The organism is Paenibacillus ihbetae (genome assembly GCF_002741055.1).
Taxonomy (GTDB): Bacteria; Bacillota; Bacilli; order Paenibacillales; family Paenibacillaceae; genus Paenibacillus_AQ; species Paenibacillus_AQ ihbetae.
Map to the genome: position 1 here is coordinate 2,245,303 of NZ_CP016809.1, position 26,201 is coordinate 2,271,503.

20 protein-coding genes are annotated in these 26,201 nt (G+C 55.1%); 7 read left to right on the top strand and 13 right to left on the bottom strand.

The genetic code is table 11. The features are described from left to right. Nucleotides 1–235: 235 nt before the first annotated feature. From BBD41_RS10145 to BBD41_RS10160, 3 genes are all read left to right on the top strand, one after another. Nucleotides 236–775 carry a DoxX family protein gene (locus BBD41_RS10145; protein WP_099477504.1) on the top strand — a complete coding sequence of 180 codons (540 nt, stop codon included), beginning with the start codon at nucleotides 236–238 and terminating at the stop codon, nucleotides 773–775. Nucleotides 776–1,058: 283 nt separating this feature from the next. Beyond that, nucleotides 1,059–1,583, top strand: coding sequence for a DoxX family protein (locus BBD41_RS10155; protein ID WP_099477506.1), 525 nt, complete (start codon nucleotides 1,059–1,061; stop codon nucleotides 1,581–1,583). Between the two features lie 238 nt (nucleotides 1,584–1,821). Then, on the top strand, nucleotides 1,822–2,364 hold the full coding sequence (locus BBD41_RS10160; protein ID WP_099477507.1) for a DoxX family protein: 543 nt from the start codon (nucleotides 1,822–1,824) through the stop codon (nucleotides 2,362–2,364). Nucleotides 2,365–3,274: 910 nt separating this feature from the next. Here BBD41_RS10160 and BBD41_RS10165 read toward each other — a convergent pair. From BBD41_RS10165 to BBD41_RS10195, 7 genes are all read right to left on the bottom strand, one after another. Beyond that, on the bottom strand, nucleotides 3,275–4,051 hold the full coding sequence (locus BBD41_RS10165; RefSeq protein ID WP_099477508.1) for a DODA-type extradiol aromatic ring-opening family dioxygenase: 777 nt from the start codon (nucleotides 4,049–4,051) through the stop codon (nucleotides 3,275–3,277). A 77-nt stretch (nucleotides 4,052–4,128) separates the two neighbouring features. Further along, nucleotides 4,129–4,950: an alpha/beta hydrolase family protein gene (locus BBD41_RS10170; RefSeq protein ID WP_099477509.1), complete on the bottom strand. Its 822-nt coding sequence runs from the start codon at nucleotides 4,948–4,950 to the stop codon at nucleotides 4,129–4,131. Nucleotides 4,951–5,442: 492 nt separating this feature from the next. Then, the gene (locus BBD41_RS10175) at nucleotides 5,443–5,694 is read right to left on the bottom strand and encodes a hypothetical protein (protein WP_099477510.1); all 252 of its coding nucleotides are present in this window, start codon (nucleotides 5,692–5,694) and stop codon (nucleotides 5,443–5,445) included. Between the two features lie 447 nt (nucleotides 5,695–6,141). Continuing rightward, on the bottom strand, nucleotides 6,142–7,914 hold the full coding sequence (locus BBD41_RS10180) for a BlaR1 family beta-lactam sensor/signal transducer (RefSeq protein ID WP_099477511.1): 1,773 nt from the start codon (nucleotides 7,912–7,914) through the stop codon (nucleotides 6,142–6,144). A gap of 67 nt (nucleotides 7,915–7,981) precedes the next feature. Continuing rightward, nucleotides 7,982–8,923, bottom strand: coding sequence for a class A beta-lactamase (gene bla / locus BBD41_RS10185; RefSeq protein ID WP_099477512.1), 942 nt, complete (start codon nucleotides 8,921–8,923; stop codon nucleotides 7,982–7,984). A gap of 376 nt (nucleotides 8,924–9,299) precedes the next feature. Then, nucleotides 9,300–9,683 (bottom strand): penicillinase repressor BlaI, encoded by a 384-nt coding sequence (gene blaI, locus BBD41_RS10190; protein WP_099480556.1) that lies wholly within the window; start codon nucleotides 9,681–9,683, stop codon nucleotides 9,300–9,302. Between the two features lie 154 nt (nucleotides 9,684–9,837). Further along, complete coding sequence (locus BBD41_RS10195) at nucleotides 9,838–11,883, bottom strand: penicillin-binding transpeptidase domain-containing protein (RefSeq protein ID WP_099477513.1); 2,046 nt, start codon at nucleotides 11,881–11,883, stop codon at nucleotides 9,838–9,840. Between the two features lie 642 nt (nucleotides 11,884–12,525). On the opposite strand from BBD41_RS10195, the gene BBD41_RS10200 reads away from it, so the two are divergent. From BBD41_RS10200 to BBD41_RS10215, 4 genes are all read left to right on the top strand, one after another. Then, nucleotides 12,526–12,867 carry a PadR family transcriptional regulator gene (locus tag BBD41_RS10200; protein ID WP_099477514.1) on the top strand — a complete coding sequence of 114 codons (342 nt, stop codon included), beginning with the start codon at nucleotides 12,526–12,528 and terminating at the stop codon, nucleotides 12,865–12,867. Beyond that, nucleotides 12,864–13,526, top strand: a complete 663-nt coding sequence (locus BBD41_RS10205) for a DUF1129 family protein (protein WP_099477515.1) — start codon at nucleotides 12,864–12,866, stop codon at nucleotides 13,524–13,526. Before BBD41_RS10200 ends, BBD41_RS10205 begins: the two co-directional genes overlap by 4 nt. Before the next feature lie 130 nt (nucleotides 13,527–13,656). Continuing rightward, the gene (locus BBD41_RS10210; RefSeq protein WP_099477516.1) at nucleotides 13,657–14,589 is read left to right on the top strand and encodes a hypothetical protein; all 933 of its coding nucleotides are present in this window, start codon (nucleotides 13,657–13,659) and stop codon (nucleotides 14,587–14,589) included. 111 nt (nucleotides 14,590–14,700) lie between these two features. Further along, nucleotides 14,701–14,967 (top strand): YfzA family protein, encoded by a 267-nt coding sequence (locus BBD41_RS10215; protein WP_223260678.1) that lies wholly within the window; start codon nucleotides 14,701–14,703, stop codon nucleotides 14,965–14,967. A gap of 395 nt (nucleotides 14,968–15,362) precedes the next feature. Here the strand turns inward: BBD41_RS10215 and ilvA are convergent, their stop codons facing one another. The 6 genes from ilvA to BBD41_RS10245 all read right to left on the bottom strand — a co-directional run bounded on the left by ilvA (nucleotide 15,363) and on the right by BBD41_RS10245 (nucleotide 26,133). After that, nucleotides 15,363–16,631, bottom strand: a complete 1,269-nt coding sequence (ilvA, locus tag BBD41_RS10220; RefSeq protein WP_077569728.1) for a threonine ammonia-lyase IlvA — start codon at nucleotides 16,629–16,631, stop codon at nucleotides 15,363–15,365. 461 nt (nucleotides 16,632–17,092) lie between these two features. Next, nucleotides 17,093–19,123: a DUF2264 domain-containing protein gene (locus BBD41_RS10225; RefSeq protein WP_099477517.1), complete on the bottom strand. Its 2,031-nt coding sequence runs from the start codon at nucleotides 19,121–19,123 to the stop codon at nucleotides 17,093–17,095. A 333-nt stretch (nucleotides 19,124–19,456) separates the two neighbouring features. Further along, nucleotides 19,457–20,593, bottom strand: coding sequence for a glycoside hydrolase family 88 protein (locus BBD41_RS10230; protein ID WP_099477518.1), 1,137 nt, complete (start codon nucleotides 20,591–20,593; stop codon nucleotides 19,457–19,459). Nucleotides 20,594–20,619: 26 nt separating this feature from the next. Continuing rightward, nucleotides 20,620–22,443 (bottom strand): heparinase II/III domain-containing protein, encoded by a 1,824-nt coding sequence (locus BBD41_RS10235; RefSeq protein ID WP_099477519.1) that lies wholly within the window; start codon nucleotides 22,441–22,443, stop codon nucleotides 20,620–20,622. 62 nt (nucleotides 22,444–22,505) lie between these two features. Beyond that, a complete protein-coding gene (locus BBD41_RS10240) occupies nucleotides 22,506–24,140 on the bottom strand; it encodes a response regulator transcription factor (RefSeq protein ID WP_099477520.1) in 1,635 nt (544 codons plus the stop codon). Then, entirely contained in the window at nucleotides 24,133–26,133 is a 2,001-nt protein-coding gene (locus tag BBD41_RS10245) for a cache domain-containing sensor histidine kinase (protein WP_237087096.1), read from the bottom strand. Before BBD41_RS10245 ends, BBD41_RS10240 begins: the two co-directional genes overlap by 8 nt. Nucleotides 26,134–26,201: the final 68 nt, after the last annotated feature.

A 26,201-nucleotide genomic window follows, 5' to 3' on the forward strand; every position in this document is an offset into this window, starting at 1 on the left:
CTCTTTTGAGGGCTATGAAATGCTACGGCTTTATTGGGAGGAGGGTGAATGCAACGCTTGAGCCTATTATGAGGGAGAACGCAACGCTGGGCCTACTATGAGGGAGAATGCAACGTTCACAAATTTGTGATTTTTATCACATTGTATTGTGAATTAATTCACGTATAATGAAAGTGTAAGAAAGGTGATCACTTAAAATGCTAACGAAAAATAACTCAATTAAGGAGTGGTTCATATGTTTAACAATTGGCTGAGAACAAATAAAGTGGCAATGTGGCTGCTGACCTTCATCCGGGTTTACATCGGTTACGAATGGATGGTGGCCGGCTGGGGCAAATTGACCGGCGGCTTCGAGGCTGCAGGCTTTCTGCAAGGCGCGATTGCCAAGGCGACCGGCGACCATCCCGCCGTACAAGGCTGGTGGGCGGCCTTCCTCGAGCACGCGGCCCTGCCGGGCGTAAAGATCTTCAACGTTATGGTACCGCTCGGTGAATTCCTCGTTGGCCTTGGGCTGATCCTGGGTACCTTCACCACCTTCGCCGCTCTCATGGGCATCGTGATGAACGCCGCGTTCCTCTTCTCGGGCACCGTAAGCACGAATGCACAAATGCTGTTGCTGCAAATGTTCATCCTGGTTGCTGCGGCGAATGCCGGTAAAATCGGCCTCGACCGCTGGGTAATCCCTTACCTCCGCGGCCTGTGGAACAAATGGACGCACAAAACGGCCCACCATGGCGACACAACGCCAACGCCGCTGAAGAAGCAAACCGCTTAATCGGCTGCGACCTTAATTAGACAGCATCCAAGTGATGGAGAACCTTGTGTTCTTCATCACTTTTTTGTATGACCGGATCGCATTCCAAAACGCACAGGCATAAGCCAGGCTGAAATGAATACTGTATTTTAATACGGATTTTTGTAAATATACATTGACATCCATTTTCTTAGCGTGAGCCAAATCCTTTGATACATTCACGCTATCCGCGGTAATTATTTTCATTTTCGCAAAAATCCGAAAACAAAATAAAGAATGATTATTCATGGAGGAGTGGTGTTGGATGTGGATGAACTGGCTTCAGACAAGCAAAATCGCAATGTGGGTATTGACGATGATCCGGATATGGCTCGGGTATAAGTGGCTGACCGCTGGCTGGTCCAAGCTGACGGGGGGCTTCGATGCCAGCGGCTTTTTGAAAGGAGCGATCGCCAAATCAGCCGGTGAGCATCCGCCGGTGCAGGGGTGGTGGGCGGCTTTTCTGGAGCATGCGGCCCTGCCGGGCGTAAAATTCTTCAACATCATCGTCCCGCTTGGGGAGTTTCTTGTCGGGCTCGGTTTAATCCTCGGTACGTTTACCACCTTTGCCGCGCTCATGGGACTGGTGATGAATTTTGCCTATCTCTTCTCCGGCTCGATCAGCACGAACGGTCAGCTGCTGCTGCTTGAATTCCTTCTTATCCTGTCTGCAGCCAATGCCGGGAAGATCGGGCTGGACCGCTGGCTTATGCCTTTGCTCAAACGGAAGTTTGGCCGTCAAATGAATGTCAGTCATCATGAACCTCTTATGAATAATCAGACCGCTTAGCCGCGTAACCCTGTGTGCTCCACTTACGAGCCCAGGGTTATTTCTTTTTTGAATTAAATTATGATTTTTATCACAAATGTGATTTTAATCACATATATTGTGATTTGTTTCACTTATAATGAAATCAGAAAGAGATGATCATCTTCCTCCCTCATCCCGGCAGCACCCATAAAGTCGGTTGAGGGCAAGCAACAACAATAGACTTAATAAAAAATCTTCATCCCAAGGAGTGGTTGATATGTTTAACAATTGGCTGAGAACAAACAAAGTGGCAATGTGGCTGCTGACCTTCATCCGGGTCTACATCGGTTACGAATGGATGGTGGCCGGCTGGGGCAAGCTGACCGGTGGATTTGAAGCGACAGGCTTCCTGCAAGGAGCCATTGCCAAGGCGACCGGTGACCATCCCGCCGTACAAGGCTGGTGGGCAGCCTTCCTCGAGCACGCGGCCCTGCCGGGCGTAAAGATCTTTAACTTCATCGTCCCGCTCGGTGAATTCCTCGTCGGCCTCGGGCTGATCCTGGGTACCTTCACCACCTTCGCCGCTCTCATGGGCATCGTGATGAACGCCGCGTTCCTCTTCTCGGGCACCGTAAGCACGAATGCGCAAATGCTCTTGCTGCAAATGTTCATCCTGGTTGCTGCGGCGAATGCCGGTAAAATCGGCCTCGACCGCTGGGTGATCCCTTACCTCCGCGGCCTGTGGAACAGATGGACGCACAGAACGACCCGCCATGACGGCGGCACAACGCCAACGCCTTTGACAAAGCAAACCGCTTAACCGGCATCCGCTGATGCAGGGACGAGGGAGTTGGTAAAAGGCCACAGAGTAACATGCATTACTCCCCGCCCGCACCCAAAGCCCGGCTTGGCTTCTCAAGCCGGGCTGCTTTGTGCTTCCTGGGGCGGCTTACAACCTACGGAGCGGAGCCGGTGCACCTGCAGGGAGGAACCCCGTCTCGGAGCAGCGACAGCGGTCGCTCTTTGGGAGCCCTTTGCTACCTTTACACAATATACATTCGGGCAAAGGGCGGACAACAAGCGAGCGAGTGACGGGGGGACCGGACGACACCCCAAGTGCATCGGCCCAAGCTCCCGCTCCCCCTCCCCGCTCGCACCCAAAGCCCGGCTGGGCTTCTCAAGCCGGGCTGCTTTGTGCTTCCTGGGACGGCTTACAACCAACGGAGCGGAGCCGGTGCACCTGCAGGGAGGGCCCCCGTCTCGGAGCAGCGACAGCGGTCGCTCTTTGGGAGCCCTTTGCTACCTTTACACAATATACATTCGGGCAAAGGGCGGACAACAAGCGAGCGAGTGACGGGGGCTCCGGACGACACACCCAAGTGCATCGGCACATGCTCCCGCTCCCCCTCCCCGCCCACACCCAAAGCCCGGCTGGGCTTCTCAAGCCGGGCTGCTTTGTGCTTCCTGGGGCGGCTTACAACCTACGGAGCGGGCCGGTGCACCTGCAGGGAGGGCCCCCGTCTCGGAGCAGCGCAGCGGTCGCTCTTTGGGAGCCCTTTGCTACCTTTACACAATATACGTTCAGGCAAAGGGCGGACAACAAGCGAGCGCAGAGACGGGGGTTCCGGACGACACCCCCAAGTGCACCGGCCCAAGCTCCCGCTCCCCCTCCCCGCCACACCCAAAGCACAATAAAGCCGGGCTTGATCGCCAAGCCCGGCTTCCTTTTTTTATTGAAATGACCAGCAGTTCAAGCTCAAACTGCCATATTGATAAGATTGAAACAACCGTTCCGCCTTGCGGCCGTTATCGGCGGCCCCCATGGCATAGAACAGGGGAACCAGATGCTCCGTCCCGTAAGAAGGTACGGCTTCGCGGGCATGAGGCGCTTTCTTGTCATACGCGAATAACGATTGGAGATTCCACGTCTCCAGCTGCTCCGCGATCCATTCATCAAACTGGACCGCCCAATCATCAGGCTCGTCGCTCGGATGCACCATCCGCAGATTGTGCACGAGGCCGCCGCTGCCGATGATAAGGATACCGTCCTCACGCAGATCGGACAGCATCGCGCCGATGGAGTACTGCTCGCTCGGCGAGCGCTTGGAATCGATGGATAGAGCAACGACGGGGATATCCGCATCCGGATACATTTTGCGCAAAATGACCCAGGCCCCATGATCCAATCCCCTGCCGGTAACCGGTTTGGCATGAAGATTGCCTGCCTCGAAGCGCTGCATGATCTGATTCGTCAGCTCCGCGCTGCCTTTGGCCGGATAGGTGATCTGGTACATCTCCTCGGGAAATCCATAAAAATCATGCATTGTGCCATGCTCGGCATCGTCAGTCAGGCGCTGATCCGGATCATCCCAGTGAGCTGAGAATACCGCAATGCCGCGGGGCTTCGGCAGTTCCCGTCCCAAACGTGCGAGGAAACGGGTATACTCGTTGTCCTCCAGCGCCATCATCGGCGAACCGTGTGCAATAAATAGAGCAGGTAACGTCATGGATGCCACCTCCAGCTTCAAAATCAAGGGACAACTCTATTGTACCGTTATTCTGCCCAATATGCCAAATATCTTCCTCAAATGCTCCAATGCTGCCACTCCTGCTGAATATGCTCTTGCTCCTCCAGCCAATCCCGGGTTCGCTTCAGCAGCAGCTCGCGCTGCGGGCCTGCAGAATACGTATGATCCGCCTGAAAAATAATCTCCTTATCGCACCGGCCTTCCGAGCGCATCCAGAACACCTTTTGATACAGAAAAGCATAGTCCACCGGGATGATATCATCCGAGGTGCCGTGGACGACCAGGACATTGCCCGTAAATTTCAGAGCCTCTTGGAACGGCTGACCCTGCGCCAATGACTCAAAAAACACCGGGGTGAACGAGTACCCCAAATAATCGGCGGCACCCGATTGAACGGCGGTGTCATAAACGTCGCGGCCCGTGATCTTCACAATGTCGTTAAAAGGATAGCCTACCGCCGACCACAGCACGAGATTCTTCACCCGGCGGTCCCGCACGGCGGTCTGGAGCGCGACCGCGCCGCCCAGACTGTGGCCGATCAACGTAATTCGCTGAGGGTCGACATCGGTGCAGCTGAGCGCATAGTCCAGAACGGTCCGCGTCTGGGCGATCATCGACTCCAGTCCCTCGCTGCCGTAGCTCCCCGAGCTTTCGCCGCAGCCGATATAATCGAACCGGATGACCATATGCCCGTCTTGGGCGAGCTCACGCGCGGTTTTTACGAACAGGCGGTCAACCCCGATACGGCTCCCCACAAATCCGTGACAAATAATAATCAGCGGCACCCGGCGGCTGCCCGCATCCGCCTCCTTCTGCGGATAATGTATCGTTGCTGTCAGCTCCTCTTGACGATGCCGGATCGTAATTTGACGCTCCATTCTAATTCCTCCCCGCGAAATCAGACGCTTTTTAGATACTATAACAATTCCGATAAGTTTAATATGAATTAATTAAGCTTATCTTAGCATCATGATGCGCGGGTTGTCAACGTGCGATAAATCGGATCCAAAAAGGTGGCTGCTGCTCGATTCGGTAATTCCCCGAATGCTGGCTAACACCGGGGGTTGCCGTAGTTATCAATGGTTACCGGGGGACCTTGGTACCTGGGGGTACCGTGAGTTACCGAGGGTTACCGTAGTTGCCGGAGTACCTGGCGTTACCGGGATTACCGGAGGTTGCCGGCGGTTTAACGGGCTAACACAGGCCTTTTGCCGGATTCACCTGAATAGCCGGACCATGTGGTTGGCGTCTAATGCCGCCTAAGCCGGATTTACGTTTTCGCTCGAGGATTCAAAGGACTCCCTTCGTATGTCTGGTACATCCTTATCCTTGAGCCTTATCTTGCTTGTATCCTGCTGATATCCTGCGTCCTACTCATAGCTTTGGCGGAACATCGCATGGGTCTCCTCACGGCCGTCCCAGCCATTCATCCAGTTCTCCCCATCTGCCCCGTCGTTCCATAACGACGGATCCGACATTCCCGTCTGATCCGGATGCACGGCGTCTCGCGCGGTTTCAGCGCCTTCCTGTCCACCGGAGGCATAGTCCGGGTCAATCTCTACGGCGTATCCGGAGGATACGGTTTCATTCTCGTTATACGGATCGTTATAGTAAGCACTCATCTGAAAATCCTCCTTCTGCCCCGCATGGCGAGGTGCTGTATGGTCATTTCCGAATGCTTATTATTGTGAAATACGAAAGGCCGAATTATACCCCCGCTCCCAAATATGCAAAAATACCAGCAAGCCATGCAAAATACCAGCAGCACATGCAAAATACCAGCGACGCAACGAGAAGCAGAGCCCTGATTCTTAGGATACTGCGGCATTGGCACCATGAAGCTTTGGAGCCCTGCTATATAAAAAAATATCCCCCTTCAATTGACGAATTGAAGGGGGAATAACTGTTCAGGGTAAGATACTCGCCGTAACTTGTTTTCAACCGGCGTACCGTGAGTGTGCTTCCTCATGGCCTTATCCATGAATAAAGATGCAGATCGGGCAGCAAGCTTTTCCAGTCTAGAACTGCTTGTTAACCGGATAAAAACGCCTCACTTCTTTTTCCCAACCTCAATAGATGCCTTTATCCTGCAAAATCCGCAAAGCAATGTCGGCCGCCTTACTCCCGCTCGCTTGATCTTCATGACGAATATTCGTTGCAAAAAAGTAGACGTTGCCCCCGTTCTCGACGTAACCGACAAACCAACCGTTCGTGTTCTTATGATGAACCGTTCCAGTGCCGGTCTTGCCGAACAGGCGGGCACCGCCCCGCTCCTGCAGCTGGATCGCTTGCTTCACCGTCTCGATATGCTTATCCTTGAATCCGAATTGGTTCGTATAGAGCGCCTTCAGCAATTGAACCTGTTCAACGGGCGATATCGCTAATGAGGACTCCAGCCAGAACGGCTCGGACTTGCCGGATAGATCGGCATTGCCGTACCCGATTCGCTCAAGATACCCCTGCAGCTCGCCGCGGCCCATCCGGTTCTCCATCGCTTGGAAATACCAATTGACCGAGCTCGCCATTGCCGTAAACAGGTTATGGTCCTGGTTCCATGCATCGTACGGATAAATTTGGCCGTTCCATTCGATGGTCGAGTGTTCATCCGCAATGGCACCTGATTCAAGCCCGAATAAAGCGCTGTAGATTTTATAGGTGGAGTCCGGAGACACTCTCCGCGTGCTCTGCGATTCATTGTAGATGCGATATTGACCGGCATTCAAGTCATACAGCACGAACGATCCTTCATAATCCGAAAAATAGGCGCTCAAATCCTCGTATTCGGTACGTTCATCCGAAAAAACGTATCGCGAGTCGTTCCGGTTCACGGCCTCTGCAACGGGAAGCTGGCTTGCCACCATGAGAGTTGCAAGGGCAACGACCGCTAGACTCTTGATGTTTTGCCGCCTGGAGTCCGCCCGAAACCGGACAATCGTTTCGATCCGATGCCGGATCGGGCTCTTCGGGCCGACAAAGGGGCTCGCCAGCGGGAAAGGCGCCGACTGCGACGCCCGGCTTGCAAAGCGGAGAATCGTTTGTCCGTAATCGCCGTGGAAGCGTTCGTCCAGGGATTGCAGCACCGCATGATCGCAGGCGATTTCACGATCCAGCCTCATTTGCTTCAGGGCCATCCAGATGAGCGGGTTGAACCAGTAGATCGCTTGAAAGGCCACGATCCCGTAATTCGTAAGGTTATCCCTCGATTTCCAATGGTTCAATTCATGCAGCAAAATATATCGGATTTCATCCGTGGAAACCCAGTCCGTGCACCGGGACGGCAGCATCAGGCAGGGCTTCAGCGCCCCGGCCAGCATGGGCGATTGAACAAGCGGCGACTCCAGAACCACCATTTCCCGGGTGATATGAAGCTGCTGCTTGCACTGCTCCAATACGGCCAGCACTTCTTCATCCGATACGGGCCGGGCCGCGTTTTTCATCCGTCTGATATCCAGCCAAGCGCGCATGATCATCAGGGCAAAAACAAGCAAACCCGCGATCCATACGGCAACCGTCATGGTTTGCAGAAATTCCGGCGTTCCCCGGTTCACGGAGATGGTGAAGTCCTGAAGCATATTCGCATCGGCTGCGTCTTGGACCCCGGCCCCGGTTCCGGTAACGCCGGTGTCACGGTGCAGCGGGCCGCCCAAGACCGGAAACCACGATGAGAATTGAAATAAATGCCCCGGCATAAAAGGAATCGCTAACGCGAGCAATAGCAGCATCCAAATCCGGTAGTGCCACTTCGCGGTAAGCTGTTTTCGGAACACGGCTTTGATGCCCATCATTCCCGCAGCTGAAATACTAGATACGATACAGCCTGCGACCAACATCGAAAACAACATGTCGCCGCTCTCCCTTCTTCCTTCATGAGATACTACCACTATCGCATGACCCGGGCGATATATCAAATCAATCCCTCAAGGCCGAAAGCGCAGCTTCTGCTGCCTTAGCGATCAGCGCATTGTCGTACTCCGCATCCTGCGTATCCCGGCTCGATAAAACCGCGAGCACGACCGGATCGCCTTCCGGAGGCCAGACAATCGCGAGGTCGTTCCGCGTTCCGTAACTACCGGCCCCGGTCTTATCCCCGACGGCCCAGCCTTCGGGGACGGCCGCGCGAATCAGCTCATCGCCTGTCGTGTTGCCCCGCAGCATATCCGTGAGTATCGTTTGCTTGTCCTTTGGAAGCACATCGCCAAGGGCAAAGGCATTGAGCGAGGTCGCTAAAGCCCGGGCCGTGCTCGTATCCCGGTCATCCCCGGGCACGGCCTCGTTCAGCTCGGTTTCGTAACGATCGGCCTGCGTAACCGTATCGCCGATTTGCCGCAAAGCCGCTTCGAACCCCTCCGGTCCGCCCAGCTGCTCAAGCAGCAGATTCCCTGCCGTGTTGTCGCTATAGCGAATGGCTGCATCCATAATGTCCCTGAGCGTCATGCCCGTCGAAACATGCTTCTCCGTAATGGGCGAATAGGTCACGAGGTCCTCGGCGGAATAGGAGATAACCTCGTCGATCTCCTCGATGGAATTCTGCAGCAGCACTGCGCCCGAAGCCAGCGCCTTGAAGGTCGACGTATACGCAAAACGCTCATCCGCCCGGTAAGCGATCGTCTCCCCCGATCCCGTGTCGATGGCGTAAACGCCGAGCCTCGCGTCATATTCGTTCTCCAGGCTTTTGAACAAAGAGTCGGTTGCTGCTTCCACGGTCGGCGTCGGCGCGTCTTTCCCCATTTCAGCGGCTGGAGCTTCATTCTTCATGCAACCAACAAGTGTAAGTATAGCAGTTAGCATCATCGGTACTATGGTCCATTTCGGACGGGTCCGAAAATGATAGGAATGTTTTTCGTTTAACATATGCAATCCTCATTTCGGTTTGATCTAGATCCAAGTGTCCCCTTAACCCTCCTTTCCCGCGAACTGGATTACTTTTGTAATCCGTAACAACATACTACATTTGTAATCCGTCATTGTCAAATGCTCCCCCTAATCTCGTTTCGAAACGTTCGGTTATGCAAGTTGACCCTATTATTTTCAAAAAAAGAGAGCCCGTTCCGACCTTCAGAACGAACTCCCCTTGGCTATACAACTATCGCTTTATCCGCTGTTTTCGGGCCTCTACCGCTGGCTTGTCGTCCAAGCGTCGACGCTTTAGCATCATGCAGCAGTCATCATTACACCGCGCGCCGGGAGAGGCAGCGGCGAGACCGCTATTTCCGCTAAAAGCCATCGGTTACCGCTTGTCGGATTTCTCATTTAGCATATTGCGCAGCTCCTTGATTTCCTCTTCCGTTAGCGATTCCTCTTCGAAAAAATGAACAAGCATCGATTTCATCGTCCCGCCGTAGATGCGATTGAGAAACGACTTCGCCTCTGCCCGCTGACACTCGCTCTGGGAATACAGCGGCGTGAACGTGTACACTTTTTGATGCTGGTTGACGCCGACGACCTCTTTTTTGACCAGACGATCAAGCAAGGTACGGATCGTTTTCGGTTTCCAATCGGTTTTTTCCTGTAACGACTGTATGACCTCGCTGGCGGTACGCGGAGACTTCTCCCACAGCACGTTCATGACTTCCCATTCCGCTTCCGAAATTTTTGGCACTTGCTCAGGCACTTTCATCACTTCCCGATTTATTTTGACTCCGCCGCTGATTGAAGGGGCATGCCGCCATACCTTCGCGGTCCAATCCCGGATGGACACAATCGCTCCCGATCCGGCTGCTGATCTTAATATCGCATGTCTGTTGCGATTTTTCAAACCGGACGTTTTAGTTCCGGTTCTCTACATACCCCTTCACCACGGGAGCAGTTTTGCGAACGACGTAGCTGCTGCCGCCGCGCTCGCGCACGTCCTCGATCATGACGGCCATCAAAAAATCGAATCCTTCCGCGTCATACACGACGAACCACCCGTTCTCCTGCCCGCTTTCCGCTTTCGTTCGTTTCAGCTCTGCGGTGCCGGTCTTTCCCGCAATTTTGCGGCCCGGGATATACGCGCCGTGCCCTGTCCCTTTCGGATCATCGACGACCCTAAGCAGCATGCGATGGATGGCTTCGGCCGTATCCGGCGCCAGAACCCGCTCCCCCTGCGCTTCCCCCTTAAGCTCCTTGCCTTCCTTAACCCCCCTTTCTTCCTTAAGCTCCAATACGGGGGCAATCAGCTCCCCGTCGTTGATGAACGGGGTGTAGGACAGAGCCAAATGCAGCGGGCTCATCTGGACTTCCCCTTGACCATAGGAGGAATCGGCCAGCAGGATTTCGTTCGTGATCCCATCGTTGGACAGGCTGGCCTTCGGGAACGGATAGTCAATCGGCAACGCCCGGCCGAACCCGAATTTTTCAGCCTCTCTGGTGAAATCGTCCGCGCCCATCTCGAGCGCTTCCTGCGCCAAATAAATATTGTCGGAATTGACGATCGCGTCCGTAAGATCCTCGACGGGAACGTCCCTCACCCGTTTTACATAGTAGCTGCCCCAGCTGCCGTCCTTGGCCCACCGCAATCCCTCGATCGTTTTGACCTCATCGACGGAGCTCACGCCAAGCTGCAATCCGATGGAAGCGGTAATCGGCTTAAACACCGACCCCGGAGCGTACAGCTTCGTAAATCGGTTCAATAGCGGCTTCTTGGGGTCTTCGTTCCACGATGTCCACTGCTCCTCCGATAACCCTTGGATGAACAGGTTCGGATCGTATGCCGGATTGCTGACCAGCGCCAAAATCTCCCCCGTCCGCGGATGAATGGCTGCCCCCGTTCCCGCGTCACCATCCAGCGAGTGATACATCGATTCTTGCAGATCGGCATCGATGGTCAGGCGGATGTCCTCGCCGTTTACCGGCTCGACCTTCGCCAGCGTCTCACGCACCATACCGTCCGCCGCGACGATCGAGATTTGGACGCCGTCCTTTCCTCTAAGCCGGTCGTCGTACATTTGTTCGAGTCCGGCTTTTCCGATCACGTCATCGGTTTCCAGGTTTTTGTCCTTATGCTTCTCCATATCCTCCGCCGTGACTTGCCTGATATATCCGGTCAAATGGACAGCCGCTTCCCCGTAAGGATAAATCCTTGCGCTCTTGTCCCGTTTCGTTACGCCCTGTAAATCGCTGAGATCAAGGCCGGCCCGATCCCCCGTTGCATTGACGATCGGCACGAACACATTATCCTTGACCCATGATGCTGCAAGCTTTTCCCGAATGAACGATTCCGGAACCTCAAGCCTTCTCGCTAGCTCGGCGATCGTCTTCTCCCCGGCCTCTCCAAGTTCCCCCGGCACGATCCCGATCACTTCAATGCTTCCGTTCACGGCAAGCCCGTTGCCCGACCGGTCATAGATTTCCCCCCGCCTCGATTGCAGCGTGCGAACCGTCACCTTATCCCCTTCTTCCATCGATGGGAAGAGCAAGGATGGCTTCCAATCCACCTTCCATTCGCCCGTCTCCTGGTCCCTCGCCACGCGCATGGCCCCTTCAACGTCAATCGGGCCTGCGCTCGTATCCATCTTAAGCTGATAAGCAAACGTCTTTTCGCTTAATCCGTCGTCATTCGCCGGCTCGCCGGCTTGAGGCAGCGCGGTCACGCTCAGATTGCTCATGCCGATGCCCTCGTAAATGGAACGGTAGCGAGCCGCGAATGTCTCTACGGAAGCCGTCTCTTTTGCCGTTCCCGAGACCAGCTCGTACATGGCTTCATATTGTCCCTGCTGCCAGAGCCCGATGTAGCGATCGAACACGTCTTCCGGCAGGGTCTCTTTCTCTTTGCAGCCCGTAAACATGATCAGGATGAATAGGATACAGCCCGCATATCGAACAAAACGCATGAAATCCCCTCTTTTCCGCTGCTTGATAGGATGGCAGCCCTTAGATTTGAGCTTGCCGAAGTTTCCGGCTCTCTTGTTACTGCCTTTTCAAATGCATTCCCCCAAACGGATTACTAATGTAATCCAAATTGAATACTACATTTGTAATCAAAATGTGTCAATAACTCGATTTGATCGTTGCTAATGGGAATCCCGTCACGGTTCGCTTCCCGCGATGGACGTTTTGGTTGCGGAAATGGTTGCTCGGGTGATGGTGGTTCGACAACGTGGCTCGCCAACGAAGGCACCTCGTTGGTGGCTCCACATTGTTCGCTCAATGACACAGTCGGTAGCTCCATAAACGGAAGCTGGACGACTTCGGCTCGATGACATGGCTCGGCAACGGTGGCCAAACAACGAAGGAAAACAGATTCTCCCTTGTAGGCAGGGGCGCGTATTGTTCACACCTCCTCACGGCAGGCACATGCGGGTAGATTGGATCGACTATCTTGCATTGCAAGTCAACCCATGCTAAGATAGGTTGCATAACAAGGTAGTGGTTAATGTAAGGTAATCGCCAGCCGAGGGGACTCCTTGAAATCGGGATTCTCTGCCGTACCCAAGTACCTTGCATAGCAACCCACCTGGAAAAGGAGACCATCTATGACAACTCAGAGCCAGATGCTCAAGGGCATTCTCGAAGGCTGCATCCTGGCGCTTATGGAGCACCGGGAAGTGTACGGTTACGAGCTCAGCACCTTGCTGGAAAACAGCGGGCTGACGTTTGTAAGCGAGGGCAGCATCTATCCGCTCCTGCTTCGTATGCAGAAAGAAGCATTAATCGAAGGCACCCTGCGCTCCGAGCCGGGTGCAGGCGGACCACCGCGCAAATACTACAGGCTGACCGACAAAGGACAGGAGACACTAAAGCAATTCAAGCAGCATTGGGGAACGCTTAAAGAGAGCGTGGACTTTATTTTAACTTCCGGAGGACAACAAGCATGAACATTAAACAGATGATTAAAGAAAACAACCGGCTTCAGGATGCAATGACACCCGGCAATTTGTCATATTATCAGGACATGGTTGTCTATATACGAAGCAGTTCCGTCAATGAAGCCAAGGGCGAGGAGCTGCTGCTGGAAATCGGCCAGCATTTGCTGGATGCCCAAGCTAAAGGAAAGACTGCGGAAGAAGTCTTCGGCAGCGATCCGGAAGCCTATTGCAAAGACCTGGTGGAGCAGCTCCCGCCAATGAAGGGCCTTAACAAGCTGCAGCTACACGTTATGATTCCATGGATCGCATTGACTTGGTTCTTTTTCGTGCAGGCAATCGCCGGGTTTATTGTCACTTGGACGGGAGGTCCGGTCGAGCGGATGACGCAGGTACGGGTTTCAACGCTGGTTCTCCTGGCCGGAGGCTCCTACGTGTTGATTCAACTGGTAATGAAATGGATGAAGAACGGAACGTTCCAGCCGGAAGAAGAGCGGCGCAAAATCAATTTCCGCCATATGGGCATTTACGTCGTCATCGCTGTAGTCATTCTTGTCGGCGGCGTATGGCTGGGACGGCTCCTCCCTGTGCTTCATATTCAGCCTTGGGTCAGCCTTGTCATTTTTGTCATCGGGCTCTTGGGAACGAAGCTGCTTTTTTCGAGCAAATAAGGCAAAATCGCCGCAATTTCGTTATAGTTCATGAAGATTTTTTTAATATTTTCCAAAAATATTGTAATCCAATGTCCATCGGAAGGTGGTAGGATAAGGGTAATGCGTGGTAAAAGGAGGAAATCCCTTTATGAAATCCAAAAAGTCCGCCGTGGCTGCGATCCTTGCCCTTGCTCTATCCCTCCCGACGGGGGTCATCGCGGGTGCGGCCCCTGCTGCGGAAGCCAAATCAGCATCAACAGCCGCCTCAAGTAAAGCCACTGCCTTCGGCAATGCCGTATATAACAAGGCCAGCAAATTACTGAAGGAGAAAGATGTGGCATATGCCAAGACGTATATCACCAAGCATATTCGCAGCGTAACCCGTTATCAGGCGACCATGCTCGTGCTGAAGCTGGAGAATGCGATGAAAAAGCAGCTGTCTGCCAAGACCGACATCGTCTATAAGACCGGCATCCAAGATAAACTAATGAACATTTACAAATACAATGAGCCCATCAGCGCTACGCTCAGCCGCACGAAGGACGACAATCTCAGAAAGGTCCTGATCAATTTGCGCGACAGCGGCTACCGGTTGTTCACGGCCGAAGGCGTCGTGTTCCCGATCGTCGACTATAAGTCGCTGGTGTCTTACAAGCCGTATCTTAACAAAGATATTCAAGCCTATATCGACATCATGGTGGTTGAATCCGAGAAGGTATCCGTCAGCGATGCCGCACTCATTATTCCTTGGTCGGACGTCATCGATCGGGGGCTTGTCCAGGAAGCTTTCCTGAAAGCCTATCCCAAATCAAACCGTGCCGCAGAAGTGGAGCGCATGCTGTGGTTCATGGAGTTCAGCTTGTTCTACGGCTATAACAACACGCCGCTCTTCGCATATGAAGATAACCTCCTCGATCCCGAGGTGCGCCAAGCGCTGGATCAAGCCTTGAAGAGCAATGACATCGAGAACAGCCCGTTCCTGAAAAAGCTAAAAGCCTGGTCCGACGTCCTTAAAAGCAACAATGACAAGCTGACAAAGGAAGTCGAGGACTACCGTCAAAAGGAGTTCCCGCTGGAATAATCGATTGGAACTTAATTCTTAAATATCCATATTTATTTTGTACTATATAGAGAATAGTAACTTGATTAGGATGGGATTACTTTGGTTAGGAAACAAACGACTGTACCATTTTTGAAAAGCTATTGGGTATCTACTATTGGCGTATTTTTATTATCACAAATATTCTTTTTCACATCTGAAGCAACAGGTTGGATCCTTAACTACAGAGATACGGATGGAACGTTATTTGGAAGGATCCTTGACTCTACGATTTTTACTGAATGGTTTAATTTCTACGAAACGCCCCAATATAATTTACTTACTGTCTTTTTTGGCATCTTTTTTCTTGTTCCTGGAATAGTAAATGTGCTAACAAAGGTTTTTTCTCGCAAAGTTTAAGAACCTCTCCCACACATTAGGAAAGCAAATACCGATTGCTGATTTACGTTCTAATTGTTATGTGTCCAATTGGTTTAATAGCATTAGGTTAAACACTTGGAGCACAACCAAAAAGCCGGATTCCTGGAAGGGGAATCCGGCTTTTCAATGTGGGCGCAAGTCAACGCTTCGCACTTACAAGTTCCAAAAATGGACTGGTTCACGGGATTTCACGCCGCGACGCACCAACAAGTCCTCAAAAGGGACTTGTTTGCGGAATCTCCCGCCGCTAAGCACTTACAAGTCCCAAAAGGGACTGGTTCACGGGAATACGCCGCTGGCACGCCAGCGGTCACCTTCCCCGCTCCGTCAAGCCCACTTTTTCAACGCGTGGCCTCCGTTTTTCCGCACCCCAATCAGATCAGCAGGTTGAACAAGTTCATGTTCTTGTTCAGCTCGGTATAGTCAAGACCCTTGCGCTGCATCCGCTCGATGAGAGGGCCGTAATCCTCAGGTCGCAGCAGCTCGATGCCTACCAGCGCAGGCCCGTTCTCCTTGTTGTGCTTCTTCGTATATTCAAACCGGGCGATGTCGTCGTCCGGGCCGAGCACCTCTTCGAGGAACTCGCGCAGAGCCCCTGCACGCTGCGGGAAATTAATCATGAAGTAATGCTTCAGCCCTTCATAGATCAGGGAGCGCTCCTTGATCTCCTGCATCCGGTCGATGTCATTGTTGCCGCCACTGATGATGCACACAACAGTTTTGCCGCGAATCTTATCCCGGTTCAAGTCCAGTGCAGCCACCGCCAGCGAGCCGGCAGGCTCAACTACGATTGCATTCTCGTTGTACAGCTCCAGGATGGTTGTGCAGGCTTTCCCCTCCGGTACCATCACGATGTCGTCCACCAGCTCATTGCAAATATCATAGGTCAGCTGCCCGACGCGCTTAACCGCAGCTCCATCCACAAACTTGTCGATTTCATCCATCGTGACAACCTCGCCCTGCTTCTTCGACTCCAGCATGGAGGCCGCGCCAAGCGGCTCAACACCGATGACTTGGGTCGCAGGACTTACCGTTTTCACATAGGTTGCCACCCCGGCCGCAAGTCCGCCGCCGCCGATCGTCACAAATACATAATCAGCCGGAGCATCAAGGTCCTCCATGACCTCCATGCCGATCGTCCCGTTCCCGGCGATAATCTTCGCTTCGTCAAACGGATGGATAAAGGCCATTCCATGCTCCTCGCAAGCCTTAATCGCTTCATGATAGGCATCATCAAACGTATCCCCCGTTAAAATCACCTCGACGCTGTCCCCGCCGAAACGCTTCACCTGCTTCACCTTCTGGTTCGGGGTGGTGCTTGGCATGTAAATCTTGCCCTTGATGTTCAACGCATTGCATGAGAACGCCACGCCCTGGGCGTGATTGCCGGCACTGGCGCATACGATGCCAGCACGGCGTTCCTCATCGGACAAGCTGCGAATCATATTGTAAGCGCCCCGGATCTTGAATGACCGGACCACCTGCAGATCCTCCCGCTTCAAATACACATCGCAATCATATTTGGCTGATAATACGGCATCCCGCTGCAGCGGGGTGCGGACGATCACTTCGCGAAGCACATGGTGCGCACGTACGATATCTTCCATGCTGACGGCTTTGCGCTCAGCTTGCAATTCCTTCACTTCTCTCACTCCACTTCACCGTCCGGGCGGCAAAATCGCCTTTATCTCTACCCTTGAACTTTTTTATTTCTCCTATTGTAACACTTTTCATCGTAATTTCTCGGGTCATTTTACACGAATTTAAGCCCGGAATCCGCTCCTCCCTCTAATAGTATCCATCGGAAAAACAAGAGACGCCTAACTCGTTGGCTAACCAGCCATTTGGATCACCCGCAAACGCACGATTCTGACCTAAGCGAAAAACAAAGTGAACGAAATGCAAACAATCACTTTCAATCACCATTTCTCCAGACACCGATGACTTCCCAAACAAAAAAGGCCGGCGTGTTCTCCAGCCTGATCCGTTTTTTGCAGGTAAGGTAAACCTCATCCGTACTGTAAAATAAACCGCCAAGAGGCGATAGGCCTGTTTCCCCTGTTAGATACGCTGCCGTAATCTGGCTTCTGCAAAGACGCTGCGCCTAATCCATCGTGATCGTAATCGGGGTTCCGGACAGAGAAGTGATAATAATGTTCCCCTGCCCGATGCGTACCCCAAGCTTCTCCGCGGCAGCCTGACCGGCACCTTGATCAGCACCTTCACCCAACGAGAAACGTCGCTGCTGTGAAGCAGGATCATTGCCGGCCATAACCGCCGAATCGACACCTTTAATGCTCGAAACAAGGCAGGCTTGGCTTGATGTCGATCGTATCCCCCGCGGTTTTCCGTATACTGCTGAAACCAGCCAATGGGTACCGGGATCAAGCCTTGCTCTTAACGTTGGAATGACGGTGCGTGGATGCAGCAGATTCGTGTTCGCCTGCGGATAGATCAGCTCAGCTGCGTCATAACCGAGCAGGCCGTGCACAGAGCTTGCTCCCCAGACGGTAGAAGCCGCAGCCCTTCGGCCTTCGACGTCAGCTCCGCCGCCTTCGGCCACCCCCACACCATGGTCGCCCAGCCCTAAGGCAAAACCTCCCTCTGCCGCCTCCAGCGTCCTTTCGGTATGAATCCGATGAATCCGAATATGCCAAGGCAGTCCCGCCACCAGCCAGGTACGGACGTCCACGTTCGCCCATGGCTTCCATCCGACATACAACACCTGATCCCGAATCCATGCTTCCTCGCACGTTCGCTTCACCCTGAACAGTTGATCTCCTTCGCTGAGGGCGAGCATGGAATCGAAGGCGCCTTGGGAAAGCCCCCACTCAGCCCGCGGTACGCTGAACGCAAAGGCGGTTGAGTAGGCGAACTTCTCGTACTTGGCCGACGTGTGCGTATGCTCATTGGAGGATAAGTGCCCCGTATTAAAAGCTGCCGCATGACCGGTCTCCGGCTCCCGGCAGACGACCAGATGCGCGGGCTCTTGCACCGAGATAGTCTTAAGCGCCGGAAGCTCCTCTTCCTCCGCTGCCCAGAACGGGTCGTCTTCTGCCAATGCAAGTACGAGGAAGGTTTTTAGCGCCCAGTAAGAGGAGCCCGGTGAATTATAATTTTCGGACATAATTTGATTCGGGTAGGCATACCCAATCGTTAGAATGCCGCCGCGGTCAAAGATTGGTTGCCGGAACCACCATCGCAGATTTCTAAGCACCAGGCCCTTGAGCTCGCCCGGCTTGAACCCAGCCATGCCTGCGAACGCCGCAGCCGACCAGAAAGCGGATTGCGCGAACCGGTAGGTCAGGCTCCGGCCGTAGGGGATGGCGGCACCGTCCGGCGCATGCCAATAGACAAAGTCCGAGGCAAAGGCAGCGGCCCGCTCCAGATACCGCTCGGCGCGCTTCGGGTCCTCTTTTGCCATGAGCCGGGCATAGACCAGGCCATAATAATGGATCGCAAAAGGCCCGTAGTAATCGCAGTGTCCACCGATACCGTCACTGTACCACCCGCCTGACAGATAGAATTCGTCGATCCGGTTCAGGTTTCGTTCCACCTGCTCCTCATCGTAAGGAAGGCCCGCCTTTCGGAAGCCGATGTTGACCAGCACGTTGAAGAACAGCCAGTTGCAGTCGTAACAAGGATGCCGGTTGATTTGATTCAGCCATTGATACAGGTTGGATTGCTCCTGCTCGTTCAGCGGATGCCAGATCCGGTCCGGCACGAGAGCCAGCGCCAAACCGAAGACAGCCATCTCGACAAGCCGCTGATCATAATCGGCGACGTCTCCCCAATACTCCTTATGTTCCGGATCGGTGCCTGCGCGGATGCCGTCCAGGCACCGTTCCCACAGCTCCTCATGGCTGCCGCCGGCAATGGCTGGAACAAGCCCCCAGAGCACCCTGGAGAAGCCCTCCATTTCCGCGACATTCGCCGAATAGCCGGTGCCCGTGCTCCCGATGGACAGTCTCGCATGCCCTTTGCTGTAATACGGCTGCAAGGGTGCAAGTAGCTCGCCGAGAGCACGGTACATATCCTGCCGGCTCTTCAGCGGATTCCGCGCAACAGGGTGCAGGCCAGCGCCGGCTGCAGGCCAGTTCGTCCTATCTATACTCCTATTTCCTTGAAGACTCATTTTGCTTCACGCTCCTTCGCCAAGCTTCAACTTTCCGGGCCCGGGACATATGGCCGGGCGGCATTCCGTGCTTCGAACCATACATCATATCGGCGGCCGCTCTGGCCATGCAGCTGCGGACACGCAGTATGCAGACACGCATCGTGCCCGAACCCGTGACATGCCGGGTCACTCCATACAGGACCATGCATCTTAACGGACACGCAACATGCGAGCCTCGCACCCCGACGATCACACCATGCCAACAGGAAGCCGTACGCACGCCCGGCGCGCGGTGTAATGATGACTGCTGCACAATGATCAGCGTCGACGCTCGGACGACAAGCCATATGACTACTCCCAATAAAACGGACCCTGTCCCTGGAGCCGTGCCAGGCCTTCCACAAAGAAGTAGTCCCCATAGATCAGCGGCACGTCGATGTTGCGCCCCTCCGGCACATGACTCGTGCCGTGGAGGATCAAGCCCTCCTCGTTCTCGTCGTCCCAAGCGCCATAGTTTCGGTACAGCGATTCAAGAATTTGCTGAGCCGGTGCACGGTAGGCGGAAGCCTCCACGCCCCCCGCCTTCTCCGCGAGCAGCAGCAGACCGCTGGCCGCGCACGCGCCGGCGGAAGAGTCGCGGTAAATCCTCGCTTCATCCGGTGCCCGGAAATCCCAGTACGGCACATGATCCTCCGGCAGATTCGCGAGGAAGAAATGCGCAACCGTCTTCGCCGTATCCAGATAAATTTGCTTTCCGCTATGGTGATAGGCCAGCGTCAGGCCGTACAGCGCCCAGGCTGTCCCCCGGGACCAGGCCGATTCCGGCGCGTAGCCTTGCCCTCCGAGGCCTTCGAGGCGTTCGCCGGTTGCCGGATCATACCGGATAATATGATAGACCGACCCATCTGGACGGACGAAGTCCCGGACGACCGTATCCATATGCGCCTCCGCCACATGCCGGTACCGCGGATCTCCGCTGATCTCGGAAGCCAGGAACAACAGCGGGGTGTTCATCGAGCAGTCGATAATCGCCAGCCCGGCGTTGTCCTCCCCTTCTCTCCACGGGTTCCACGCCCGGATGTACCGGCCCTTAATATTAAAACGCGCGGCCAAATAATTCGCCGCCTTCAGCGCCCGAATCTTCGAGGTCTCGTTTCCGGTCAGCTTATAGGACGCCATGCTGGTCAGCGTCCACATAAAACCGAGATCATGATCCAGCCGCACGTAATCGTTCAGCACGTCATCCAGCCGCTGTTCGCAGGCTTCGGCAGCAGCGCGCAGCTCCTCATCCCTGCTGCCGTTGTACAGCAGCCACAGCATGCCCGGCCAGAAGCCGGCCGTCCACCAGTGCGGCGCCTCCAGCCCGTACGTTCCGTTCTGGCTTGCATGCGGGAAGCCGTCTCCGATGCGCTTGACGTTCCGCTGCGTCTTCGCCAGTGCCTTCATCCATGCTTCCGTCTTCCAATCCAATGCCGCTTCCGTCTTCATCTTCACTACTCCTTCGCGTATTTGATTTAAATGAATCGAAACTCGAACGCCAGCGTCATGAACGCTTCGGGCTGCTTCGGCTCAAAATCGATCGCATACCACAACGCCTCCTTGCCGTAATGGTCGCGGTACGAACGTGCCTGAACACTGGCCGTCAGCCGACCTTCGTCATACCGGATGACCAGTCCGCTTTTCCCGTTGCCGCTTCTCAGAACGACAGCATGCTCCCCGTCCAGAACCCGGATATCCGGCTTTATCCGGGTAACGATCCGCTCAAGCAGACTGTCCGGCGGCCGGTTGAAGCGATACTCGTCGATGACGGTCAGCTCGGGCTGCGGCCCCCGTTTGTTCCATACCATCGTCCGTATGAGTCCAAGCAGCTCGGGTTCGCGATATGCCTTCGTCAAATCGAGCCGCAGCCGATCCTCTTCCGTTTCTATCGACACCTCCAGCACGATCGCCTCGCTGTCCGGCCCCTCACTCTGCCCCCGGCCGTTGATCACCGGCACGGAATGCCCCTGGGAACCGTTGCAATCGTAGCCGTACCGCCCTTCGCCGAAGTAGTCGGCCGTATATTCCCCGCTTCCGAGATCTGAGCACCATACCTCCCCCGCACCGTACAGGATGAAATGCCCGAGATCGTTATGATTGTGAGGCTCGTCATTTCGTCCTCCCTTAGCGGCGAACCCGTATCGATCATGACCGGAAGCGACCCGGGAAATGAGCCACTGGGCGTCCTCCAAATAATAGTCGGCCGCCCCCCACTCTTTTCCCGTTCTCCCGGGATCCAGCCAGATGAGGTTCCGCAGGGCCGGTGCCCAGCGGCTGCAATGATCCTCCCGATACCCCGCCGAAAGGGAGAGGGGCGGAGATTCGAACGCCTCATAGATTCCCGCTAAGTAATGGGACAAGCCGGTCTGGACGGCAGCCTGCGGCTGGGAATCGGAGAAGTTTGCGACCGCCCCGCCGCCAAGGAAGCATTTCTGCTGAAACAAAGCGATTTGCGAGACCTTCTCCTCCCGGAGCCAGTCAATCGCTCCCCGGCTGCGTTTGCGCAGCAGATCGGCATAATAAACGAAATAGCCGAAGCCGTAATTCCAGTAGCCGAGCCCCTCCAGGCAGGCACCATCTGCTCCGAAGCCCTCAAGATAGCAAGCCATGCTCGATTCCGTACGCTTCAGGATTTGGGTAAGCCGCTCCGAATCCTGCATGAGCAGCAGCGCGGCAGAACCGACAGAGCCCGCACATACGGCGGCCCAATTGTGAGTCGCCGTCTCCCGGCCGTGCATGTGATCCAGAAAAGGCTCGAACAGCCGCTCGTTCACTTCGTCAGCAATCCTTGAACGCAGAAGCGGCGGCAGCATGTCGCCAAGCAGCAGGCGGATTTCACTCAAGGAGAATCCGGTCTCGGCGCTGAACAAATCGATGGTTTCTCGGATTTTCTCGGATGAAGAGGCATCCACATGGGCGGGCAGGCACCATGTAAATTCGTCGCATATTGCCCACAGAATATCGTGCAGAGCAATCTGATAATCCTCCCGCTCCGGGTAAAGAAGCGACAGAAGCGCGAATGTGTTCATTCTCCGTCTGCGCTCGAAGTAGACCCGCTCATATTCGAGCCTCGTCCCTTGCCGTTCGAACAACGCGAACAATCCGTAGGTCACCTGGGGGATCGACTCCTGGGACAAGCGCATGCCTTCCTCTTCGATCTCCCGGAGCGCGCTCCGGTATGCCGGATGGCTCAGGACGCCTTGCCAGAAGCATCGCTGATCACCGCCCGGATAATAGAGCCCCAGGTCCGCCGGGGCCATCCTGCGAACGATTGAACCAAGCTCCCGATTCTGCTCCATGGTTACGTTCCACCTCCAATTTTCATCCAGCTTTCTTCAAACGCTCAAAACGCTCAAAACGCTCAAACGCTCAAGCGGCTCCGATACTCCACCGGGGTTACCCCGGCATGGGACTTAAACGTCTTCGTGAAATGGCTTACATTATCATAGCCGAGGCTCTCGCATATTTCCCCGACGGTATGGTCGGTGCGCAGCAGTTGTTCCTTCGCGCGCTCCATCTTCATTCGGGTGACATACTCAATGAAGGTGATCCCCGTCTCCTTCCGGAACATCCGGCTGAAATAGCTTGGATTCAGATGCAAGAAGCCCGCAACCTCATCAAGCGAGATCCGCTGATCCAATCGAAGGGACACATACCTGCATGCCTCGGCGACCTCGGTTCTTCGGCTTCCTCCCCATCCGCTGCCGGCCTCGCGCGCCGTCGATACGAGATACGCCTTCAGCCAGACATGCAGCTCGCTCAAGGCATCCATGCCCATCATCTCTTTATGCAGCGCATCGGCCGCATAGGCCTGCGGAATGGATGGCAGCAGATGGAGCCTCAGCTTCAGCTTGAGATCAAGCATGAGCTTAAGGAGCCAATCCTTGACGGCTTCGGGCGCATACTCGGCTTCGCGGATGCGGGAGATCCACCGGTCCGCCGGGTCCTCATCGCCGGGCCCGGCTTTGCCTAGCAGCATCTCCAGCAGTTCCCGGCTGGCCTGCTCGTAGTAATCGTACAGGCCGGAGGCGCTGCCTATTTCAGCGCCGTGCTGCTTCGGCTTGATCTTCTCAACCGCCCCGGGCTCCATGTAGAACCGCTGTCGCTCGCTGCCCAGCAGCTCCCCGAGGCCCAGCTTCAGCGACTGAGGGCTGTCGCAGCCGGTGCCGATGATGAAGGACATGCGGATCTTCAGGATCCGGCATAGCGTGGCCTGCACTTGCCTTAAGCAGGCTGCAACCTCATCGTAAACGTTATGTCTGAGGCCGGGGCGGTAGGAGAACAGCAGCAGCAAGCATCTGGCATCATAACGGATATGCACGGCCTCCGGCTTCAGGCTCCCCAGCACTTCCCGCAGCACATTCCCGAGGGCGAAATGGAGCGTCTGCTCCGAAGCGAAGCGCTGCTTGATCTGCCTAAGCTCCTCCAGATAGCCGATCACGGGAAGGCAGTGATCATTCCCCCGGAGCACGCCGATGTCCGCCAGCTCGTGCCGCCATTTGTCCGGGGAGAGGAGCGGCTGCTGCACGAAATTCCTCATGCGCTGCTCCCACCGCAGCTCTTGGGCTTCGGAAGCCAGATGCCGCATCCGGCTCTTCTCCCAGCCCTGCTCAGCCTCCACATCCATCGCCTGCTTGAACCGCAGAAGCAGCCGGGCGAGCTCGCTCGGGTCCAGCGTTTCCTTCAACAGATAATCCTGGATGCTTAGCCGCATCGCCTGCTGCGCATAATGGAATTCGCTGTGGCAGGACAGTATGGCGATACGCACATCCGGCTTCACCTCGCGAATCCTTCCCGACAGCTCCAATCCGTTCATTTTCGGCATGCCGATATCCGTGATCAGAATGTCCGGAGGCTGCGTCTTGGCAAACTCCCAGGCGCTTAACCCGTTGTCGTAGCTTCCCATCAGCCGAAGGCCCATCTCCTCCCACGGTATCGTCTCCGACAGCAGCTCGATTACCGGATAATCGTCATCGACCAGCATCACGTTATACATCGGCATTCCCTCTTTCCGGTATATACATTTCGATCACCGTCCCTTGACCCTCTTCGCTGTAGACGGCGCATTGAAACTCGGAACCAAACACCATCCGCATCCGTTCCATCACGTTGGACAGGCCGATGCCGGAAAAGCCGCTCCCCGGCGCATCCTTGGGAGACGAAGAGCAAAGCGCTTGAGAATCCGAACCCGCATCCGAACCGGGACCCGAACCGGCCATATTCCCGCCGGCAGCCCCGGAAGAACCTGCAGTTACCGTACGATCTCCCGGCGCTGTTTGCCCTTGCGCCTGGAAGCTTTCATGGGCGGCCGACCTCGGCGTACCCCGTAAGGCATCCTCCGCTGCAGCAGTAGCATCGTCCGCGCTTAGGCGCAAGCAACGGGCGACCCGTTCCCGCACGGAAGGGTCCATGCCGGCACCGTCATCCTTCACGCGCAGGATGATGCCCCCCGGCTCCACCACAGCCGTGATCGAGATGACCCCTGCCCGCCGGTTCAGCCCGTGGATGAGCGCATTCTCGACGATCGGCTGCAGGAAGAAGCGGGGCACCTTCAGCAGCAGAGCCTCCGAAGCGATATCAAGCTCCAGCCTGACCTCCTCCTTCTGACGAAGATTCATGAGCGCCAGATAATGAGAGATCAGCTCAAGCTCTTCATGGAGGGCGATCTCATCCTCCTGCCGGCTGATCGTCATCCGGAGCAGCATCGACAGCGAGCCGATCATCCTGGCGCTTTCCGGATCCCCCCGCTTCATGACCTTCATCCGGATCGAATTCAGCACATTGAACAGAAAATGCGGATGAATCTGCGCCTGCAGCATTTTCAGCTCAGCCTTTCGTTTTCTCGATTGATTGTCGGAAATTTCGAAAATCATGGTCTGGATGCGGCTCAGCATATCGTCGAACAGATGGCCCAGGCGCCCGATTTCGTCGTTGCCCCGAACATGCGAGCGCACCTCCAGGTTTCCCCGCTGAACAGCAGCAGCCGCCTTGCCGAGCCGGACCAAGGGTTTCGTAAACGTACGTACAAGTCCGATCAGCAGCATGAGAAAGACCAGAAAGGAGCCCATTTGAAACAGAAACGCGCGGCTAAAAATCGCATTGATATTAACGATCGCATCCTTATAAGGCTGCATCAGCACCAGCCGCCAGCCGGCAAAAGGGATATCCTGCTCCACCATTAAATGCTTTTCGCCGTCCATCGGCATGATCGCGTAAGGAGCCGATCCGCTCCATTCCTCCACGTACGGAAACTTCGTACCGATACGTTCAGGATGATGGGAGGATACCACCGTGCCGCTGCCATCCAGCATCAGCACGTCGCTCCCTTCGGACAGCGAGTCGAAGATCCGGCTGATTTGATCCTCCGTAAAGCTTACGATGACATACCCGTAGATATCCGAATCCGGAAGCCGGAGCGTTCGAACCACGGACAGCTGATACGGATGATCCATCCGGTCGGAGCGAAATACCGTCTCCTCGGGTCCAACCCAGAGCGACTCCAGCCCCTGAAGCCGGTGGATCCGGTCGAACCAGGGCTGGTCCATATAATCAGGCGGATTGTAATCGCTTACGGAATAGTTCATGTAATAGGCGCCATTGGTCAGCAGCACCGTGACATAGCTGGGCTCGCCTACGACCGTCAAGCTTTCGATATGCTCCAGCACACGGCGGGATTCCACGAACCGATCGTATGGATCGGATTCCTCATTGCCGGAGGCGACCTGTTTGAAATACGAGTTCAACGTGGAATTCACCTGAATATAATTGGCGATATTCAGCTTGCTTGAGAGCAGATTCGTCACCGAGCCGCGGATCAGCTGGAGCGCGTCATTCGCATTCTGTACGGCCTGCTCCTTCAAAGCCTCCTTCGTCATCGCATTGTAGAGTATTAAGCTGACGAGTGCCGGCACCGCGATGCAGGCAACCGACGCCCAGATCAGCTTATGGCGGATGGAGCTCGGCACCCACCTCTTCAGCCGGGTCAACATGTCCTTCACCCCGAGATCCTCAAACTTTCTGTTGATGCCAAGAAGGGACGAAGATTTCGCCCCTTTGG

Coding starts and splice junctions, on each gene's coding strand:
- BBD41_RS10155 (WP_099477506.1), top strand. CDS start 1,059: ATGTGGATGAACTGGCTTCAGACAAGCAAAATCGCAATGTGGGTATTG.
- BBD41_RS10170 (WP_099477509.1), bottom strand. CDS start 4,950: ATGGAGCGTCAAATTACGATCCGGCATCGTCAAGAGGAGCTGACAGCA.
- BBD41_RS10235 (WP_099477519.1), bottom strand. CDS start 22,443: ATGGAGCAGAATCGGGAGCTTGGTTCAATCGTTCGCAGGATGGCCCCG.
- BBD41_RS10230 (WP_099477518.1), bottom strand. CDS start 20,593: ATGAAGACGGAAGCGGCATTGGATTGGAAGACGGAAGCATGGATGAAG.
- BBD41_RS10145 (WP_099477504.1), top strand. CDS start 236: ATGTTTAACAATTGGCTGAGAACAAATAAAGTGGCAATGTGGCTGCTG.
- BBD41_RS10175 (WP_099477510.1), bottom strand. CDS start 5,694: ATGAGTGCTTACTATAACGATCCGTATAACGAGAATGAAACCGTATCC.
- BBD41_RS10200 (WP_099477514.1), top strand. CDS start 12,526: ATGACAACTCAGAGCCAGATGCTCAAGGGCATTCTCGAAGGCTGCATC.
- BBD41_RS10205 (WP_099477515.1), top strand. CDS start 12,864: ATGAACATTAAACAGATGATTAAAGAAAACAACCGGCTTCAGGATGCA.
- BBD41_RS10160 (WP_099477507.1), top strand. CDS start 1,822: ATGTTTAACAATTGGCTGAGAACAAACAAAGTGGCAATGTGGCTGCTG.
- BBD41_RS10240 (WP_099477520.1), bottom strand. CDS start 24,140: ATGTATAACGTGATGCTGGTCGATGACGATTATCCGGTAATCGAGCTG.
- BBD41_RS10245 (WP_237087096.1), bottom strand. CDS start 26,133: ATGTTGACCCGGCTGAAGAGGTGGGTGCCGAGCTCCATCCGCCATAAG.
- BBD41_RS10225 (WP_099477517.1), bottom strand. CDS start 19,123: ATGAGTCTTCAAGGAAATAGGAGTATAGATAGGACGAACTGGCCTGCA.
- BBD41_RS10180 (WP_099477511.1), bottom strand. CDS start 7,914: ATGTTGTTTTCGATGTTGGTCGCAGGCTGTATCGTATCTAGTATTTCA.
- BBD41_RS10195 (WP_099477513.1), bottom strand. CDS start 11,883: ATGCGTTTTGTTCGATATGCGGGCTGTATCCTATTCATCCTGATCATG.
- BBD41_RS10165 (WP_099477508.1), bottom strand. CDS start 4,051: ATGACGTTACCTGCTCTATTTATTGCACACGGTTCGCCGATGATGGCG.
- BBD41_RS10210 (WP_099477516.1), top strand. CDS start 13,657: ATGAAATCCAAAAAGTCCGCCGTGGCTGCGATCCTTGCCCTTGCTCTA.
- bla (WP_099477512.1), bottom strand. CDS start 8,923: ATGTTAAACGAAAAACATTCCTATCATTTTCGGACCCGTCCGAAATGG.